Origin of the sequence: Pontibacter pudoricolor (assembly GCF_010092985.1) — a bacterium.
Lineage (GTDB): Bacteria > Bacteroidota > Bacteroidia > Cytophagales > Hymenobacteraceae > Pontibacter > Pontibacter pudoricolor.
In genome coordinates this window covers 4,126,617-4,144,984 of the sequence record NZ_CP048106.1, presented here as the reverse complement: position 1 = coordinate 4,144,984, position 18,368 = coordinate 4,126,617, and the positions used below count along the sequence as shown (strand labels likewise).

At 46.0% G+C, this 18,368-nt stretch carries 11 protein-coding genes and 1 other RNA gene; 7 read left to right on the top strand and 5 right to left on the bottom strand.

Features of this window, described 5'->3' with window-relative positions:
• The first annotated feature begins 425 nt into the window (after positions 1-425).
• Positions 426-1,613, top strand: a complete 1,188-nt coding sequence (gene nhaA / locus GSQ66_RS17875; protein ID WP_202923373.1) for a Na+/H+ antiporter NhaA — start codon at positions 426-428, stop codon at positions 1,611-1,613.
• A gap of 139 nt (positions 1,614-1,752) precedes the next feature.
• On the opposite strand, the gene ssrA is transcribed toward nhaA, so the two are convergent.
• The 3 genes from ssrA to GSQ66_RS17860 all read right to left on the bottom strand — a co-directional run bounded on the left by ssrA (position 1,753) and on the right by GSQ66_RS17860 (position 5,874).
• Positions 1,753-2,122: a transfer-messenger RNA gene (gene ssrA, locus GSQ66_RS17870) on the bottom strand.
• A 207-nt stretch (positions 2,123-2,329) separates the two neighbouring features.
• Positions 2,330-3,466 (bottom strand): transglutaminase-like domain-containing protein, encoded by a 1,137-nt coding sequence (locus GSQ66_RS17865; RefSeq protein WP_162428704.1) that lies wholly within the window; start codon positions 3,464-3,466, stop codon positions 2,330-2,332.
• Positions 3,467-3,504: 38 nt separating this feature from the next.
• Positions 3,505-5,874, bottom strand: a complete 2,370-nt coding sequence (locus GSQ66_RS17860) for an ABC transporter permease (protein WP_162428703.1) — start codon at positions 5,872-5,874, stop codon at positions 3,505-3,507.
• Positions 5,875-6,184: 310 nt separating this feature from the next.
• On the opposite strand from GSQ66_RS17860, the gene GSQ66_RS17855 reads away from it, so the two are divergent.
• The 6 genes from GSQ66_RS17855 (at position 6,185) to cfa (ending at position 14,027) form a co-directional block, all read left to right on the top strand.
• On the top strand, positions 6,185-6,568 hold the full coding sequence (locus tag GSQ66_RS17855) for a GxxExxY protein (protein WP_162428702.1): 384 nt from the start codon (positions 6,185-6,187) through the stop codon (positions 6,566-6,568).
• Between the two features lie 127 nt (positions 6,569-6,695).
• On the top strand, positions 6,696-8,063 hold the full coding sequence (locus tag GSQ66_RS17850) for a sigma-54-dependent transcriptional regulator (protein ID WP_162428701.1): 1,368 nt from the start codon (positions 6,696-6,698) through the stop codon (positions 8,061-8,063).
• Complete coding sequence (locus GSQ66_RS17845) at positions 8,053-9,408, top strand: sensor histidine kinase (RefSeq protein ID WP_162428700.1); 1,356 nt, start codon at positions 8,053-8,055, stop codon at positions 9,406-9,408. Before GSQ66_RS17850 ends, GSQ66_RS17845 begins: the two co-directional genes overlap by 11 nt.
• A gap of 408 nt (positions 9,409-9,816) precedes the next feature.
• Positions 9,817-11,466: a catalase gene (locus GSQ66_RS17840; RefSeq protein ID WP_162428699.1), complete on the top strand. Its 1,650-nt coding sequence runs from the start codon at positions 9,817-9,819 to the stop codon at positions 11,464-11,466.
• 183 nt (positions 11,467-11,649) lie between these two features.
• Positions 11,650-12,660 carry a DUF3667 domain-containing protein gene (locus tag GSQ66_RS17835; protein ID WP_162428698.1) on the top strand — a complete coding sequence of 337 codons (1,011 nt, stop codon included), beginning with the start codon at positions 11,650-11,652 and terminating at the stop codon, positions 12,658-12,660.
• Between the two features lie 245 nt (positions 12,661-12,905).
• Entirely contained in the window at positions 12,906-14,027 is a 1,122-nt protein-coding gene (gene cfa, locus GSQ66_RS17830; protein ID WP_162428697.1) for a cyclopropane fatty acyl phospholipid synthase, read from the top strand.
• 8 nt (positions 14,028-14,035) lie between these two features.
• Here cfa and GSQ66_RS17825 read toward each other — a convergent pair whose 3' ends face one another.
• A complete protein-coding gene (locus GSQ66_RS17825) occupies positions 14,036-14,533 on the bottom strand; it encodes a T9SS type A sorting domain-containing protein (protein ID WP_162428696.1) in 498 nt (165 codons plus the stop codon).
• 347 nt (positions 14,534-14,880) lie between these two features.
• The gene (locus tag GSQ66_RS17820) at positions 14,881-18,069 is read right to left on the bottom strand and encodes a T9SS-dependent M36 family metallopeptidase (protein WP_162428695.1); all 3,189 of its coding nucleotides are present in this window, start codon (positions 18,067-18,069) and stop codon (positions 14,881-14,883) included.
• Positions 18,070-18,368 lie beyond the last annotated feature (299 nt).

The window sequence follows — 18,368 nt, the reverse complement described above, 5'->3', positions numbered from 1 at the left end:
TGAAGGCCCAGGTTTTCTCCCTAACATGGCAGCTATAGTTAACCTGTCACTGGCACCTTCAGGGATGGATTAACTATAGCTGAGAAAAAAACTATCGGTTAGACAGGAGATAAGGCACATATTCCTTGAGTATACCCGGTTCTTGTTAGGCTTGTCGTTCATGTTATAGTTCAGCACGGCCCCTTTTCTTCAATGCCGAATAACTCAGCCAGTTACGGCTACCTGAGAGGCAAAACTGTATGACGCTGCTTTATACCATCGACAAATCACCCTAATGCATAAGATCTTTTGAGAAGCTTTTCCCACTTGCTTTTTATTTTAGCAACAGGGAAATCAGTCGAAAACCATGCAAGTCAACTGTTCAAATCTTCACAGAAAACCCACGCTATACTGGCAAAACAGGGCTGAATTCTGTAGTTTTAAGCATGATACAAAAAATCAACCTCACTTCTTTCAAAGACTTTTTAAAATCCGGATCAGCAGGTGGCTTTATTTTAATGGCCTGTGTTGTGCTATCTTTACTTATCGCAAACTCTCCCCTCGGCCCTGGGTTTGAGCACTTTCTTGCCCAGGAAATAGGGTATGAATCTGATTTATTACAGTTAAGATATCCTGTGCTATTGTGGATTAATGATGGTTTAATGGCGGTGTTTTTCCTGCTGGTCGGGCTGGAGATAAAGAGGGAGTTGGTAGAAGGAGAATTGTCTTCTTTTAAACAGGCAGCCTTACCTGTTTTTGCAGCAATCGGGGGCATGTTGGTTCCTGCTGTTATCTATGCTTTGTTCAACCAGGGTACCACTACGGCTAATGGCTGGGGTATTCCGATGGCTACCGATATTGCCTTTGCTATTGCTGTGGTAACACTTTTGGGCAAGAGGGTGCCGCTCTCACTTAAGGTATTCTTAACAGCACTGGCTATAGTTGATGATTTAGGAGCCATTCTGGTCATCGCGCTATTTTATTCCTCTGAAATGCACCTTAATTACCTCCTGTATGCCGCAGGAGTGCTTGCCTTGCTGATTGTGTTAAACAGAATGGGTGTTAAAAATATCTGGCTATACCTGCTGCCAGGAGTAGCGATGTGGTATTTCATTCATCATTCCGGTATACATGCTACCGTTGCGGGCGTGCTTACGGCGCTAACCTTGCCAACTACACCCGACGAAACAGAATCGCCCCTGGAGAAGCTGGAGCATGCTTTAACCAGGCCTGTAAACTTCCTGATCATGCCCATCTTTGCTTTAGCTAACACCAACATAAGGTTTGAGATAGAAATGCTGGATGGCCTGACAACCAGCCTTGGGTTAGGCATTATTGCAGGACTGATACTTGGCAAGCCTATTGGCATTGTCTTTTTTTCCTGGCTTTCGGTGAAGTTAGGGATCAGTTCGCTGCCTGCAGGAACCAGATGGATTCAGTTCGTGGGTTTAGGCTTACTGGCGGGGATAGGGTTTACCATGTCCATCTTCATTGCCTTGCTCTCTTTCAGCGAACCTTCTTTTCAGACGCAGGCTAAATTCGCTATTCTGATCGCCTCCCTTCTGGCTGGTATATCCGGGTACATGTTTCTCAGGAAAGTGGGGGCAACCGATTCATATTCCGAAGAAGCCTAAATGAAGGTAATACTGCCGTTTATTCAATCAGCACTAAGGGCAACAACATTGAACAACTAACAGAAATTTGTCCGGGACAGGTCCTATATAAACACAAAAAGCCCGCAGTTATCGCTAACTGCGGGCTTTTTATACTTATTGGTGGAGATGCAGGGATTCGAACCCTGGTCCAGACAAGGAAATCAACGGGCTTTCTACATGCTTAGGTTCATTCGGATTGTCGGGAGCTTGCTAGTATAAACCAAACTAATGCGCACTCCTTAGATGCTTGATTTCGCCTGTGCACCGCACCTTTACACAAACTAGTAAATCGGATCGAAGCCTCTGATGTGCAAGCAGATTTACGAAACCTGCACGAGACTATGGCTAGTGCTTAATACCTAGATTAAGCAGCCATGGCGTAGTTATATTCGCCAGTTATTGTTCGAACGGATTTTTAACAGGTGGTACGTTCATCACCCGACATGCTTACACGCAATCTGCACAAGCTGTCAATTCCGGTCATCCCCATAAGTTAAAGAACGAATTCTTGATTTGTATACTCCAAGAAGTATGCCACAAACATACGCAATTTTATCGTATTCCGATGTCGGGCAACTGTTATTTAAACATAACTATAGCTGGTAAAGTTCAGCCTTTGTAAACAGGAAACCCTTCCTCGGTATGCGTGGCTGCACACTCCGGAAGGGTTTAAGTTAACTAAACTATAGCTATAGTTATTTCCGGGCTGTTCCTGGCCTATTGCTCATTTCCGGAGCCTGGTAAAAGTCTGCTACCGACGTGGTGTATTTACAGTAATCGATCGGGTTTTTGATCTGAAATACTTTAGGCTCTTTGGCACCAACCGGCACCAGCATCAGCGATTGTTTGCCATCTGTTTTTTTGCGCTCCAGGGCAATACCTTCCCGGTTGTCGAACTTCACATCAAAGTAATACAGGTAAGGGTAGATCCAGTTTACGTATTGTGGTTTACTAGCACCAGATAAGCTTCTGATCTCCAGTTTATCATAGTTGTTGGCGATCGCCTGCTGAAACTCCACGGCATTAAGGGGTACATTGTTCAGTACCGGCATCACGTCAAACTGGCCGTCCAGCATCACCCATTTTTTCAGGTCTGGCAGGTATACTTCCAGCAGCACATGTCCGGCGCCGAACTCTATCGTTTCCACTTCTTTCATTTTCAGGCCCAGGCGGCGGGCAGGCAACCCGATGGCGTTCAGACTGGCAGCTGTTACGGTGCCATACTCTACACAACGGAACTGTTTTCCTGCTTTTGCTTCGGCCAGTATGGTCAGGGCATCCGGCTTCGATGGCTCGTTCATGCCGTTGTGGTTCCATTGCTGATGCACCCAGTTTACCATGCGCAACGCTCTTTCGGTATCGTTGGCGGCTCCGGCAACTATAGCATCCAGGTTATACTGCTCGCGCAGGGTGTTCAGGAACTCGTTGTTCTGGTTCTGCTCATACACAAAACTATAGCCCGGCTTTGTAGCAGGTTTGTTAAATTTAAGCGCTTCAAAACCAAAGCCTTTAATCTCGGTCAGGGCGTAGTCTTTGTTATGAAGCAGCACATAAAACTGCTGCGAAGTACCCGGCTTTACGGTAAAGCTGATGGAGTCGGAATCGGTGTAGAAAGAGAACTTTACTTTTTTGTTGTGCACGGGCACTTTCAGTTCGTCAACCGCTATCTGCGGGCTGATGTTCCAGTTCCCTTTTACCCAGTCGGAGCCAACTTTATAGTCTGCTACCACTGTTTCAGCTTTAATTACAGGCAGGCCTTTGTACGTCTTCTGAGCAACGGCCGGCGCTAACAGCACCAGCAGCATTAGCAGAAATGATAATGTTTTTTTCATGGTTTTAGATTGTACTTATAGTTTGGAAATAGTAATTCTTATTCTGTTCTGAGCGATGTGACCGGATTAGCTATGGCCGTTTTAATAGCATGGAAGCTCAGGGTAATAATGGCGATAACTATAGTTGAGATAAAGGCCGAGGCAAAGATCCACCAGCTCAGGCCAGTGCGGTCTACATAGTTTTCGAGCCAGCCGTTCATAAAGTACCAGCCCAGCGGCAGCGCGATCAGGTTCGCGATCAGCACCAGTTTCAAAAAATCCTTGCTCAGCATGTACACAATACTGGCTACCGATGCGCCCAGCACCTTTCGGATACCGATCTCTTTGGTGCGCTGCTCCGCTGTAAACAAGGCCAGACCAAATAAACCCAGGCAGGAAATAAAGATGGCGATGATGGCGAAATATTGCGTTAACCGGCCCATCACAGCTTCGCTCTTATACATGCGTTCAAAGTCTTCGTCCAGGAAGTGGTACTCGAACGGGAAAGCCGGATTATGCTTTCTCACGATCTTCTCGACAGCTGTCAGTACTTCGGGTGTCTGGCCTGGCGCAATGCGGGTGTACAGATACCGCTGGTTTGCATCCTGTAATCTTAAAATAAGCGGCTGCATGCTGCTGTGCATCGAGCGGGAGTTAAAATCTTTCACTACCCCGATAATATGCCCTTTTATATTCCAGATCTGGATAGGTTGCCCCACCGGGTCCTGCAGTTGCATCAGGCGCACAGCTTCTTCGTTTATGATAAAAGCAGAAGTATCGGTACCAAAATCCTTCGAGAAGTCGCGGCCCTCTTTTACCTGGATACCCATGGCATTTGCATAGTTATAGTCCACGGCCATCATCCCGAACAGCACATTTGCATTGGGGTCTTTACCTTTCCAGTGCACATCACCAGTCGAGTTGCCGATATCAAGCGGGATCTGGTCGGAGGCGCTCAGGCCAACAATGCCCGGTATATTTTGCAGTTCTCGCTTCAGCACTTCATATCTTTTGCCAAGATCGCCATCCAGCTGAAAGTAAAGGACATTTTCGCGGTTAAGGCCAATGTTTTTAGTGCGGATATAGTGTAACTGCAGGTACACTACCAGGGTGCTGATGATAAGCAGGCCGGATAAAATAAACTGGAATACCACCAGGCCCTTGCGGAAAACCGAAATGCGCTTACTTACTTTGCTTGCCCCTTTCAGCACTACCACCGGGTCGAAAGATGACAGGAAGAAAGCCGGGTAACTGCCTGATAAAATACCGGTAACTATAGCCACACCGAATAACAGTAAAAGCAAGGTCGGATCGCTCAGATCCAGCTCTATAAACTTGCCGGTAAGCTCGTTAAAGTGCGGCAGCAGTATGCCCGTCAGGTTTACCGATACAAACAGCGCCAGAAAAGCCACCAGCACCGACTCAACCATAAACTGCTTTATCAACGATGATTTGTTTGCCCCGATGGCTTTACGCACGCCTACTTCTTTGGCGCGTTTGGCAGAGCGGGCCGTAGCCAGGTTCATGAAGTTGATACACGCAATGGCAAGTATAAAAACAGCGACCACCGAAAACAGGCGCACCGTTTCTATTCTGCCGCCCCCGGCCACTTTGGTGCCGTTAAATTTGCCATACAAATACATTTCGCTCACCGGCTGCAGGAAAAGCTCTGTGTCGTTGTCTTTGCTATACTTGGTTATGTGGTTTTTTATTTTCTCGTTAAAAGCTGCCATGTCGGTGCCGGGTTGCAGCTGCACAAACGTACGGATGCCGTTGTTATCCCATCTTTTCAGCCAGTGGCCATCCGGGTGATTGATCAGATCACCTAAAGGAAGTACCCAGTCAAACTGCATCGATGAGTTCTTGGGTGCATCCTGCATCACGCCGGTCACTTTGTAGCTGTCAGCGTTATCAACTTTAAATATTTTACCAACGGCCTCTTCAGCAGACCCAAAAAACTGGGTAGCTACTTTCTCAGAGATAACTATAGAATTAGGATTTGCCAACACCTGACGGGCATCGCCTTGCAGCAGCGGGAACGAGAACATTTCAAAAAAAGCAGGATCGGTGTAACGGCCATCTACTTTCAGACTTTTATCCTGGTAGGTCAGCAGCTTTTTCCATTCCCAGGTAGAGCTGCGCACAGCGTGTTTTATTTCCGGGAAATCTTTTTCCAGGGCTTCGGCCAGCGGACCGGGCGTAGCGTCGGTCGTCAGGTTGTCGGCTCCTGGGTAGCTCTGCAGTTCCATTAACCGGTACAGGTTGTCAGTGTCTTTGTGAAAACGATCAAAGCTCAGTTCGTCGCGCACCCACAGCAGTATCAGGATACTGCATGTCATGCCCAGGGCCAGCCCTGATATGTTGATCAGGGAAAAAACTTTGTGGCGCAGCAGGTTGCGGTAAGCCATTTTGAGGTAGTTCTTGATCATAGTTTTGGAATTTTATCGGCTCAGCAAAATATCTTCTTTTTTGAACTGCAGCAGGTAATCGCCTGCACGCTGCCAGATATATAGAAATTTGAATGCCACTTTTACAACAAACTATAGCTCAACAACTTACACAAATAAGAAACTATAAAACTGTACGCTTCCGATACACAATCAGCGTGAACACCTGTGCGGTAGCGTTACAGCATTTTTGTCTGAATCAGGATTTACAGGATTTTAGGATTGTCAGGATTTCTATAGTTAGAAATTAAGTTGCAGCTCTATATTTATAGTTTCAGCCGTATGTCAATCTATGAGTTTAGATGACATCACATTTAAAATTATTGGCTGTGCTATGAAGGTACATAGCGCAATGGGCAACGGTTTTCAGGAGGTTATTTATCAGCGTTGTTTGGCTATTGAGTTGGAATCAGTCGGATTAGGCTTCGAGCGCGAGAAAGACCAAACGATATATTACAACAATATAGAAGTTGGAAGTCGAAGAGCGGACTTTATAGTTGAGAATAACATCATGGTTGAACTTAAAGCATTGACTGATTTAGAAGATGTACATTTAGCTCAGGCCAAGAATTATGTTTTTGCCTTCAATCTACCAGTGGGCCTACTTATTAATTTTGGAGCCAACAGTCTACAATACAAAAAGATATTCAACAGCAGATATAAAGGAATACAATAGCAGCACTAATCTCAATTTAACATTTTAAAGAGATAATCCTGCTTATTCTAAAATCCTGTAAATCCTGATTCAGAAAATTTCACATTATTTATTTAAATTCGATATCAGAATTGGAAATGCTTGTACTATGGCCACAGGAAAAACCGGTAAAGTTTTAATAGTTGACGATGAAACCGACGTGCTTTTTGCGCTGAAAATGCTGCTGAAAACGGAGGTAAAAGAAGTATTAACTGAGAAAAATCCGGACAACCTTATCAGCCTGCTTTCTAAAGAGAAGTTTGATGTCATTTTCCTGGACATGAACTTTAAAAGCGCGCTGAACACCGGCAACGAAGGTCTTTACTGGTTGCGCCAGATTCTGGACAAGGACAAAGACGCTACGGTTATCCTGATCACGGCCTACGGCGATGTGGAGCTGGCAGTAAGATCCTTAAAACAAGGCGCACACGATTTCATCGTAAAGCCCTGGCACAACGACAAGCTGCTCGAAACGCTGCACAACGCCCTGAACGCCAAAGACGGCAAAAAAACAGGCAAGACAACTATAGCCGCTCATCAGACCACGATACTTGGCCAGTCCGAAGCCATACAGGACATCCTTTACAAGATCGAAAAAATTGCACCTACCGAAGCCAACGTGCTGATACTGGGCGAGAACGGAACCGGCAAGGAACTGGTAGCACGCGCGCTTCATGAGAAATCATTCCGGGCAAATAAGCCTTTTGTAAGTGTGGATGTAGCCGCTTTGACCGACACTTTGTTCGAGAGTGAGCTGTTCGGTTTTAAGAAAGGCGCTTTTACCGATGCCAAAGAAGACCGCAAAGGCCGGTTTGAAGCTGCTAATGGCGGCACTCTGTTTCTGGATGAGATCGGGAATATTTCGCCGGCCATGCAGGCCAAGCTTTTAACGGTGCTGCAAAACCGGCAGGTAACACCGCTCGGTTCCAACACACTCGTGCCAGTAGACATCCGGCTGATATCGGCTACCAACGAGCCCATTTACGAACTGGCTGCCAAAAACCTGTTCCGCAAAGACCTGATCTACCGCATTAATACCGTTGAGTTAACTTTGCCTCCGCTACGGCAGCGCCACGGAGATGTGGAATTGCTGGCCCGCCATTTTGCTGAGATCTATGCGCTGAAAAACCATAAACCAGTACCCGAGTTTGCACCCGCCACCCTGCAAAAACTGAATCAACATAGCTGGCCGGGCAATGTGCGTGAATTGCAGCATGCCGTAGAGCGGGCCATCATTCTGGCTGAGAACAACGTGCTGCAGCCACAGGATTTCACTTTCTCGGCGATGGAACTTGCACCTGTTACCCAAACTATAGCTTCGTTTGCCGCAGAAACCAATATGCCGTTAAGCGAGATAGAGCGCGAAACGATACGCCGCGTGATCGAAAAGAACAAAGGCAACATCTCTAAAGCTGCCAAAGAGCTTGGCCTTACCCGCACCGCCCTTTACCGCCGCCTCAACAAATATGATATCTAAGCGACTGGAGCTCGGGCTGCTTATCCGGTTCATGCTTTTGCTGGGCATGATGTACCTTACCGTACAATACCTGACCAACTATACCTGGCTGCAGGTAACATCGGGTATATTGATTATGCTGGCGCAACTATGGGAAATGGCCCGTTATGTAACCCGCAGCAATAACGAACTGGCCCGGTTTCTGGAAGCAGTAAAGCAGCGCGATTTTTCGCAACGGTTTAACGAGAACACCAACTCCTCTTTGCAGCAACTGCACAAAGCGTTTAACCTGATCAACAACACGTTTAAGCAGCTGCACATTGAGCGCGAGGCGCAGTTCCAGTACATGCAAACCATACTGCAGCTGGTGGATACCGGTATTATGGCCGTAGATGCTGAGACCGGCGAAGTAGAGTGGGTGAACGATGCGTTCAAAAAGATGCTGGGCGTGCCTTACCTGAAAAGTATAAACAGCCTGGAGAACCGGTACCCTGCCCTGTACGAGTCGCTGCAAACTATAAAATCCGGGGAAACAGCACAGGTAAAACTGAAATTGCCAACCGGGCAGGCACAGCTGTTGGTTTCGGCCACGGCCTTTACCCTGCAGCACCGCAACCTGCTGCTTATAGTCCTGAAAAACGTGAGCGCCACCGTTGATGCCACCGAGACCGAAGCCTGGCAGAAACTGCTCCGCGTCATGACGCACGAGATCATGAACTCGGTGGCACCTATCGCCTCGCTGGCCGATACCTTGGGAAAACACCTGCACCTGGAGCGCGAACGCTATAGTTCAGAACCTGAAGCTATCGTAGATGTAGAGCTATTGGAAGATACCGAAGAAGGCATCGGCATTATTAAAAAGCGCAGCGAAGGCCTGTTGCGCTTCACACAGTTTTACCGCAACCTAAACAAGCAACAGCACCTGAACCTGACCACGATCTATGTGCAGGAGCTTTTTAAAAGTATAAACACCCTGATGCGGCCGCGCCTGGAAGAACAAGGTATCGGGTTCGTTTGCAAAGTATCAACTCCTGACCTGACTATAAACGGAGACGTAAACCTGGTGGAGCAAGTGCTTATTAACCTGATAACGAATGCACAACGTGCAGTTCAGGAACGGCCAGATCCGCAGATCATGCTGGTAGCGCACCCACAGGACGGCAAAGTAACTATAGAACTACACGATAACGGCGTCGGCATACCCGAAGAGCTCCTGGAAAGTATATTTATCCCCTTCTTTACCTCGCACAGAGACGGTTCCGGCATCGGGCTAAGTTTATCAAAACATATCATGCACCTGCACAAGGGCACTATACAGGTCGAGAGCAAAGAAGGAGTTGGAAGTACTTTTAAGCTGATCTTTTAAGTGAGAAGACTTACTGTAGTTTGCAGATTGGGTTTTCATACTTCGGACCCGTTTAGGGTATTGAAAATTTATAACTCAAGCCCTTGCTGCGTGTTTTCACCAGCAAATACGGGAAGTGAATTGTTGGTAAAAACACCAACAATGGCATGAAGGAGAACTATTCAAGTTAACAGCCAGCAAGGTGTTGGAAGTACTTTTAAGCTGATCTTTTGAGATTTAGCCACAGGGCACCTCTCATCTGAGCAACTATAAAATCTAAAAAATCCCGACATCCTTCATTTCACTTAAATAATCTTATTATAGATTTTTCGAAGTTAGATATAGATATAATCTATGAACATAACCTATTAAGATAGAGTATACTGGTTAAGTTAAGTTAACTTATTAATCATCAACCGGTATCGCGCTATGAACGAAAACAAAAAGTACCGCACCGCCAGCTTAAGCAATGGCAAAAAAGGCAAAGAAAACAAAGACCGCCAGCTCACCACCCGCCAGGGCCATCCCGTAACCGATAACCAGAACATCAGAACAGTTGGTAATCGCGGCCCTGCTACCATGGAGAATTACCACTTCATCGAGAAGATCTCTCACTTCGACAGGGAGCGTGTGCCGGAGCGTGTGGTGCATGCGCGTGGTGCCGGAGCGCACGGTGTGTTCGAAGCATACGGCAAGGTAGGCAACGACTCCATCGAGAAATTCACACGCGCTAAAGTATTTCAGAAAGGCAAAGAGACACCAACTTTCGTTCGCTTCTCTACTGTAGGCCATCCTTCCGGCTCGCCTGAAACATTGCGCGACCCGCGTGGCTTTGCCGTTAAATTTTATACCGAAGACGGCAACTGGGACCTGGTAGGCAACAACCTCAAGATATTCTTCATCCGCGATGCCATGAAATTCCCTGACCTGATCCACTCCCAGAAACCAGACCCGGTCACCAACATACAGAGCGCGGAACGTATTTTCGACTTTTTCTCGGGCACGCCGGAAGCTACCCACATGGTTACCTTCCTGTACTCACCGTGGGGCATACCGGCCAACTACAGGCAAATGCAGGGTTCCGGTGTAAATACCTATAAATGGGTGAATGCCGATGGCGAAGCCGTACTGGTAAAATATCATTGGGAACCGGTAAAGCAGGGCATCCGGAACCTGACCCAGAAGGAGGCGCAGGAAATACAGGGCAAAAACTTTAACCACGCCACCCAGGATCTGTACGAAGCCATTGAACGCGGTGATTTTCCGGAATGGGAACTGAACGTGCAGATCATGAGCGACGATGAGCATCCGGAACTGGATTTTGACCCGCTGGACGATACCAAACTATGGCCAAAAGAGCAGTTCCCGTGGTACCCGGTTGGCAAAATGACCCTGAACCGCAACCCGGTCGATTACTTTAATGAAGTTGAACTGTCGGCTTTCGGGACCGGTGTGCTGGTGGATGGCCTTGACTTTTCGGATGACAAAATGCTGCAGGGCCGTACGTTCTCATATTCCGATACACAACGTTACCGTGTTGGGGCCAATTATTTACAGTTGCCTATAAATGCGGCTAAAACCCATGTGGCAACTAACCAGCGCGGCGGCCAGATGGCATTTAATACCGATTTTGCGGAAGGCCAGAATATCCATGTCAACTATGAGCCATCTATTTTAGGCGGTTTACAGGAAGCTCCAAAGACTGGTAAAGACTATACGCCGCGCTACGAAGCCAACCTGGTGCGCCAGCACATCGACCGGACCAATCACTTTGGCCAGGCCGGTGAAACATACCGCAACTTCGAAGACTGGGAACGTGATGAGCTGATCAATAACCTTGGCAACGACCTGGCCAACTGCGACCGGCGCATCCAGGAAAAAATGCTGAGTTACTTTACACAAGCCGACGAAGATTATGGCCGACGGGTTAAGGAAAGTATAGAGCGTGCCGTTACAGAAGCAAAGAAAATGTTGAAGCACAATATTATTGAAGGTACGGATGGCCCGCTGGGCAACATTTCCGGCGAACAAGGTGTGGAAGACGCCAAATCGAAATCACACTCTGCCAAGCCCTATTAATGCATAAACCGCAGGTATTGTTAAGCTTGTTATGTATAAACAAAGGCAGTTGCTCCTGGCAACTGCCTTTGTTGTTTTATAGTTTGCATTTCAGAATATAGCCATTGTTAAATATTTATTTATCCGTGTTAAAGAATAAAGATTTGATTGCTTATTTTTGAGTTACGTCAGGCTTGATTCCTTATGAAAAAACACTATCGCTCTGAAAAAAACTGTCTGAATTGCGACACTATAGTTCCTGATAAATACTGCCCAAGCTGCGGACAGGAGAACCTGGAACTGCGTGAGAACTTTCTGCACCTGGTGCTGCATAGTGTAGGTCATTATTTCCATTTTGAGTCGAAGTTCGCCACCAGTATCATCCCACTTCTCACCAGGCCGGGCTATTTAACCAAGGAGTATTTTGCTGGAAAACGTGCTTCGCACCTCAACCCGGTCAGCATGTACATCTTTATCAGCATTTTATTCTTTTTCCTTTTTACTGCTAATTCAAACAGCAACAAAAAAGACATTATTAAAGAAAATGCTGCAGAAGAAAATGCTATATCAAAAGAAGATGCCGAGACATTAAAAAATATTGTAGGCAATACCGTATCTGAAAAAGCAGGAGACTATACCTATTCTCTTCTCGATAATGCACAGGCAATTACAGATAGTACCGGCAACAGCTCCAAGGTAAATACTAACGCCGCCCCAACTACAGCAGAAGGGAAAAAGTCATCCTTAACGCTAGGCGGCGACAATGCAATAACAAACTCAGTACAGACTAAACTGCGGAAGGTGATGGACGACGATCTGAGCAGCGAACTTTTCAAGAACAAACTGGTAAGTCATCTGCCTAAAATGATGTTCATACTGCTGCCCTTGTTTGCCCTTATCTTAAAGCTGGTAAACTATAGATCGAAGAAGTTTTATGTTGAGCACCTGATCTATTCCATACACGTGCACTCGTTTCTTTTCCTGTTCGGGTCTTTCCTTATTATTTTAGACTGGATGCTCCCTTTTATGGATGACTGGATACAGTTATTCGGGGTTGCAGCGATTCTGTGGTATATATACAGGTCTATGCGGAATATTTATAGTAGCTCGCGCTGGCGCACCGTTTACAAATTCTCGTTACTGGCGTTTGCCTATAGTTTACTGATGTTACTGAGCGGTGCGATAGTAGTGGTTGCCACACTTTATACGATGTAACAGGTAACAAAATTAACTGATCCGGGAAGCGTACAGAGAATAGTTATGAAGCAACTTCGTATGCAACTGAATCTATATCCGTAGGCTTAAAGTTAGAACAAACTATAGTATAATAGCCCGACCTATAGTTACTGCCATTTAACCTGTAACAACAACAGCGCTCATCAACCATTATCAGCAACTCACGTTCATAGATACAAACATAAACCTATAGTTATCAGCAGCTTACCACAAACTATAGAAATATGCGTGCATCAGGCCTGAACCAGCAAGTAATTGCCATTTTAAAAACTGCGGATGTTAAGATCAATGGTCCTGACCCGTGGGATCTGCAGGTGCACGACAACCGGTTTTATAAGCGCCTGCTCAGCGAGGGCACCTTGGGGCTGGGCGAATCTTACATGGATGGCTGGTGGGATTGCCAACAAATAGATCAGTTTGTTTTTAACGTAATAAGGGCTGATCTGTATAAACAGGCAAGGCTTGGCTGGAAATCGGTATTTCACCTGTTACTGGCAAAGCTTTTTAACCTGCAGCGCAAAGGAAAAGCCGCCCGAAACGCACAACGCCACTACGATATCGGCAACAAACTATACCAACTCATGCTCGACAAGCGCCTGGTCTATAGTTGCGGTTACTGGAAAGATGCTGATAACCTGGACCAGGCCCAGGAAAACAAGCTCGACCTGATCTGCCGGAAATTATACTTACAGCCGGGCCAGCGCGTGCTGGATATTGGGTGCGGCTGGGGAAGCTTTGCCAAATTTGCGGCTGAGAACTATGGTGTTGAAGTAGTGGGCGTAACCGTATCAAAAGAGCAAGCAGCGCTGGCCAGGGAAATATGTAAAAGCTTACCTGTAGAAATACGCCTGCAGGATTACCGTGATGTCCGTGAGCAGTTCGACCATATAGTATCTGTAGGGATGTTTGAGCACGTGGGTTACCGTAACCACAGAACCTTTATGCAGGTTGCACACCGCTGCCTTAAAGAAGAAGGCCTTTTTATGCTGCATACTATTGGTGTAAACTTCTCAAAAGTAACTGCCGACCCATTTACGGACACGTATATCTTCCCAAACTGCCTGATACCTTCTGTTAAACAACTGGGCACTGCCATGGAGCATCTTTTTATAGTGGAAGACTGGCATAACTTCGGCCCTTACTACGACCATACCCTAATGGCCTGGTTCCAGAACTTTAACCACAACTGGGAGCAACTGCAAGGTGAATATGGCGAACGCTTTTACCGCATGTGGAAATATTACCTGCTCTCCAGTGCCGGCTCGTTCCGGGCGCGTAACAACCAACTATGGCAACTGGTGCTTACCAAACAAGGAATAGTGGGTGGTTATAAAGCGGTAAGGTAAACTATAGGTTACTTTAGAATAAACCGGGTAGAAGTTACTTCGTCCTCTGTTATAAGCCTGCCAATATAGGTTCCTGCTGGCAGCTTCTCTCCTTTAAACTGGAACGTCAGTTCCTCCCTCTCCTGCCCGAAACCCTCGCCTAGCACAGCAACTATAGTTCCCTGCATATCAAGCACCTCCAGTTTATAGTTACCAGGCTGCTTTAAGGTAAAGCCCAGTGTTTTTTTAGTACTGAATGTTTTATGGGCAACCCATAGTTTTAATCTCTCAGTTTCTGATGTATTACCGAGCGTGGTAGGTTGTTTCTCAATAGCAGCTTTACTCTTTGCTATAGTTGTGGTGTGACCAGACTCTTGCCCGAACGGGCTATCCGAGATTTTAGCAGCCACGTATAGTTCAGCCTTATCTTTAGCAGCGGCTATCTCCTGCCCCATTACCAGGTCAACTTTTAGCAAGGCAACCAGCAACAATATAAATCTCACAAATAGGCTGAAGAAATTTTTCATGGGCTGGGCTTTTAGATACAACACCTGCATTAGATTACTGACTGATGACTAAAGCTAATACTTCAGAAAATCATAACACAGGAATAAAAAGGGCAAAAGGTAACATGCACCTTTTTATACATAACAGTCTGAATAAGCTAAACAAGTATTGTTTCCTTATTTTACTCATATCAGAAAATTAACATTATACTATTACTATGCATCAGTTTAGAGTTCTGTTAAATGTAAAGTAACAATTGAAACCCTTATAAAAACCTGCTTCTTGAAAGCTGATGTGTAAAAAAACAAAAATCAGGCTGTAGCAGGTAAAGCTACAGCCTGATCCAATGTTGTTTTAAAATGAAAAGTTACTTGATCAGAACCATCGTTCCTGAACGGCTTGTGTTCCCGTTAACGATTTTGTAAATGTATATCCCTGCCCGCTTATCTCCGGCTTTAAAGCTATGGTTGTACGTCACACCACGCTCGGCATTACCTTCAAACAGAGTTTCTATCTCGCGGCCGGTTATATCATAAACTTTCAGTACTGTATAGCCGGTTTCTTTTGCCTTAAATACGATGGTAGTACTTTCAGAGAATGGGTTCGGATAACTCTGCACAAAATCATCTGTTTCAGCTACAGCTAATTCTGACACTGTTGTTGCCGTAACAGGGGCACTGATATTCAGGTTGCAATCACCTAACTTACCGCCCGCTTTGGTCAGCATCATATTCACAGCTTTCGAATCTGCACAGTTGTTCTCCCCATCAACGCATACCAGTACTTTGTCTCTCTTCTTGTTATCGCCGCAACGCACATCTACCACATTTATAGTTATGGTTTTTGTTTTAATGCATTGGTCCGCATTTGTGGCAGTAACGGTAAATGTATAAGTACCGGCAGCGGTCGGCGTAAACACAGGGTTTGCAATTTTAGCGTTGCTTAAACCAGTTGCCGGGCTCCAGCTATAAGTATTTGTCGCATCGCCACTGGCCTGAAGCACTACACTTTTAGGACCATAACCAATGTACAGGTTGTTAGCTACTCCGCCGGTATAAATTGTAGAAGACTGCACAGCAGCTACATTTAAAGGTATGGTGCAGGCATACGTAGCAGGCAGATCAAAAGCCTGCACCTGGTCATCCCTTCTAAGATTTGAGCCCTGGCTGGCACTAAACCCTAATCCACGTTTTGCAAAAGCTTTCCAGATCAGTTCCTGGTTGGCACCTTCGTTATTCATTCTGTCTGCCAGCAATATCGCATTGCGTCCGTCTACAAAACCTGGTCTGCATGGTTGCAGCTTAAGCCCGTCAATTACCAGTTGCATGGCCATGTTGTTACCACCTGTTCCGTTGTAAAGATCTGGGTCGTAACCATACTTATCTATCAGGTCCCAGGTCATGTCCCAGAGCATGGTAGCCCACACAAAACCTACACCGTGAGGAGCAGATATGGCTGGGTTATTTGTGGCAGCATACGTAAAATTATTTACCCCGAAACTGGTACTGTAAGGTGCCGGCCTGATGCCGTTACCTGTAGTTGGCTGCGCTGATACGTACGTACCAATGCCTCTAACTTTTTCGCGGGTGTCGCCTTGCCTCATGGTCATCATCAGTCCAAACCAATCGCTCCAGCCTTCTCCCATCTGCTCGGTACTAACAACTACATTATTGATAAGCACTGCCGAAGCTAAACAACCTGTTACATCTGGTCCGCCTGTTAAACGGTTTGAGATACCGTGGCCATACTCATGAACTATAATACCGTTATCAAGGTCGCCATCGAATTCCGGTCCGGAGCCATCGTCTTTTAATTTTACCAGAACTTCAACACCATTATTTAATTGCTCCACAAGTTTTGCTCCCGTTTCAGGGCTCACCATAACAGATGATATAGTTATTGGAGTAGTTGTTGCGCCCACACCCATTGACGAAGCACCCGGTTGATTATTGATAACTATAGCTGCTATAGCTCCTGCATTCTGAGCATTTAAAACTTTTACGCCAAACTCGCAGCTACCTCTGTAAATAACCGCAATGTTTCCGGCAATGGCGGCCGCGTTAGAGTAAGCACTACACCCTTCTGCCGGGTTACCGGTACCAGCCTGTGCCACCACAAGCTTTCCTGTTACAGGCGTTGAGGTCAGTCTCGGACCAAAGGCAGCCTGCACGGCAACATAACTACCAGCTATAGTTGCTGGCGCTGTAACACTGAACAAGTCCGGATCAGGAATACCATCCCACAGGTACATCTGCATACGCGGAACAAAACCATCTCTTGGGGTTGAGAAGTTGGCATTGTTACGGGTAGTTACTCCAGGCGGAGGGAGTGGTATATTTCTGCTGTCCTGCGCTTCCGCTAAAACCGGGTCATTGCCTTTGCCGCCTCTCCCAAATATATCATACTGGAAGTTGCCGCTCATTTCATCAAACCCATACTGGTACCAGACATCATGTACCATGTTGTTCCAGTAAAACAAATTGGAAGTTGCCGCATCTCTGTACGTTACCGGCTGCTTCGTAAAATCTATCGGAAAATCAAAATTAAAGCTGGCACCACCATCCGGGCTATAGTTTATTGTATAGTTGTTGTTGTTGTCCGGGTCTTCGTAGGCAAATACGTTGTTACCACGTGTAGTTGTAAATGTACCTTCCGGGGAGTGGTGCCAGCCTTTTGGAGATGCCTTGGCATCAGCAGCGGAAGTGCTTACCAAAGAGCGGCTGCCATGGCTTGGGCTCTCGAGGGGCATGGCATACACATTATAGGCATTGCTTGTTGCCATCATGGCCGGCACTGCCTGTGGCGCTGCTACATAAGGAGGTATAAGCGTGTGATCATGTTCGTCATGCAAAAATTTGCCACCCGGGCCATTATTCTCGAACTGGCAATGCACCACCATGTTGTCTTTATCCAGTACTTCGCCGGTGGTAGCATCCAATCTTAAATTCCACCAGTTAAGCGCATCCAGTTCGTAAATAGATACCTCCCAGGCCAGTCTTAAGCTACCATCCGGCATGGGCTGGTAAACCAGTCTGGCAGCTATAGGCTCCAGCGAAATACCGGCTTTCGAGAAGGTAACTTCTTTATTTCTGCCCTTACCTCTTTCAAGTACGGTTAACGACCCCTTAACTGATAATCCCAGGTACCTGGCTGCTGCTGCCACTGCCCCAGCGGCATCTAACCCTGGCTGGTCTCCTTTTACTTTCTTACCTATCTCTTTATGAAACCGGTTGCCCACATTAATTACACTGCCTTCCCGGTTAATGCTCAGGTTGGTAATGGCGCCGTAGATCTCTACACCCTGGTAAAGCTGTTTTATGTAGTAATGCTTTACACCACTTTTCTTACTGTCTGTTTCACTGCTAAGCTCTAAGTCTGAAATGTCTTCATCGTTCACATTGAGTTTCTGCTTGTTGTTCCTGATATGCTCAAGAGCAACCTGTGGGATTTCTTTTTTCCCGGCCTGGCTATTTCCCTGTGCATAGGAAAACAAACTTCCGAACAGCATAGCCAGTAGCAGGGCCAGCCGCGAATAAGCACGTAATCGTGTTTTCATAAACTTATTGTTAAAGTGTTAAAGATTCTACAGGAATAATTCAATCATCTACGTGCTATATTTCAATATGTTGATCATTTTAATTATATAAATTAAAAATGGTATAATTATATACTTCTTAAGAATTTTAAGTTATCTTACACCTGCAAATCAGATATACATATATTTGGATATTAACTTATTACAGGCTTTAAACCCCGCGATCCCCAAAAGAACCTGCTTACAAAGCAGCAGAACACCAAGAGGTTAATAAAGAACTTACTCAACTATAGCAACTATAAAAAATATACAATCTTAAC

Coding starts and splice junctions, on each gene's coding strand:
- GSQ66_RS17865 (WP_162428704.1), bottom strand. CDS start 3,466: ATGAAAAAAACATTATCATTTCTGCTAATGCTGCTGGTGCTGTTAGCG.
- GSQ66_RS17820 (WP_162428695.1), bottom strand. CDS start 18,069: ATGAAAACACGATTACGTGCTTATTCGCGGCTGGCCCTGCTACTGGCT.
- cfa (WP_162428697.1), top strand. CDS start 12,906: ATGCGTGCATCAGGCCTGAACCAGCAAGTAATTGCCATTTTAAAAACT.
- nhaA (WP_202923373.1), top strand. CDS start 426: ATGATACAAAAAATCAACCTCACTTCTTTCAAAGACTTTTTAAAATCC.
- GSQ66_RS17850 (WP_162428701.1), top strand. CDS start 6,696: ATGGCCACAGGAAAAACCGGTAAAGTTTTAATAGTTGACGATGAAACC.
- GSQ66_RS17845 (WP_162428700.1), top strand. CDS start 8,053: ATGATATCTAAGCGACTGGAGCTCGGGCTGCTTATCCGGTTCATGCTT.
- GSQ66_RS17825 (WP_162428696.1), bottom strand. CDS start 14,533: ATGAAAAATTTCTTCAGCCTATTTGTGAGATTTATATTGTTGCTGGTT.
- GSQ66_RS17840 (WP_162428699.1), top strand. CDS start 9,817: ATGAACGAAAACAAAAAGTACCGCACCGCCAGCTTAAGCAATGGCAAA.
- GSQ66_RS17835 (WP_162428698.1), top strand. CDS start 11,650: ATGAAAAAACACTATCGCTCTGAAAAAAACTGTCTGAATTGCGACACT.
- GSQ66_RS17855 (WP_162428702.1), top strand. CDS start 6,185: ATGAGTTTAGATGACATCACATTTAAAATTATTGGCTGTGCTATGAAG.
- GSQ66_RS17860 (WP_162428703.1), bottom strand. CDS start 5,874: ATGATCAAGAACTACCTCAAAATGGCTTACCGCAACCTGCTGCGCCAC.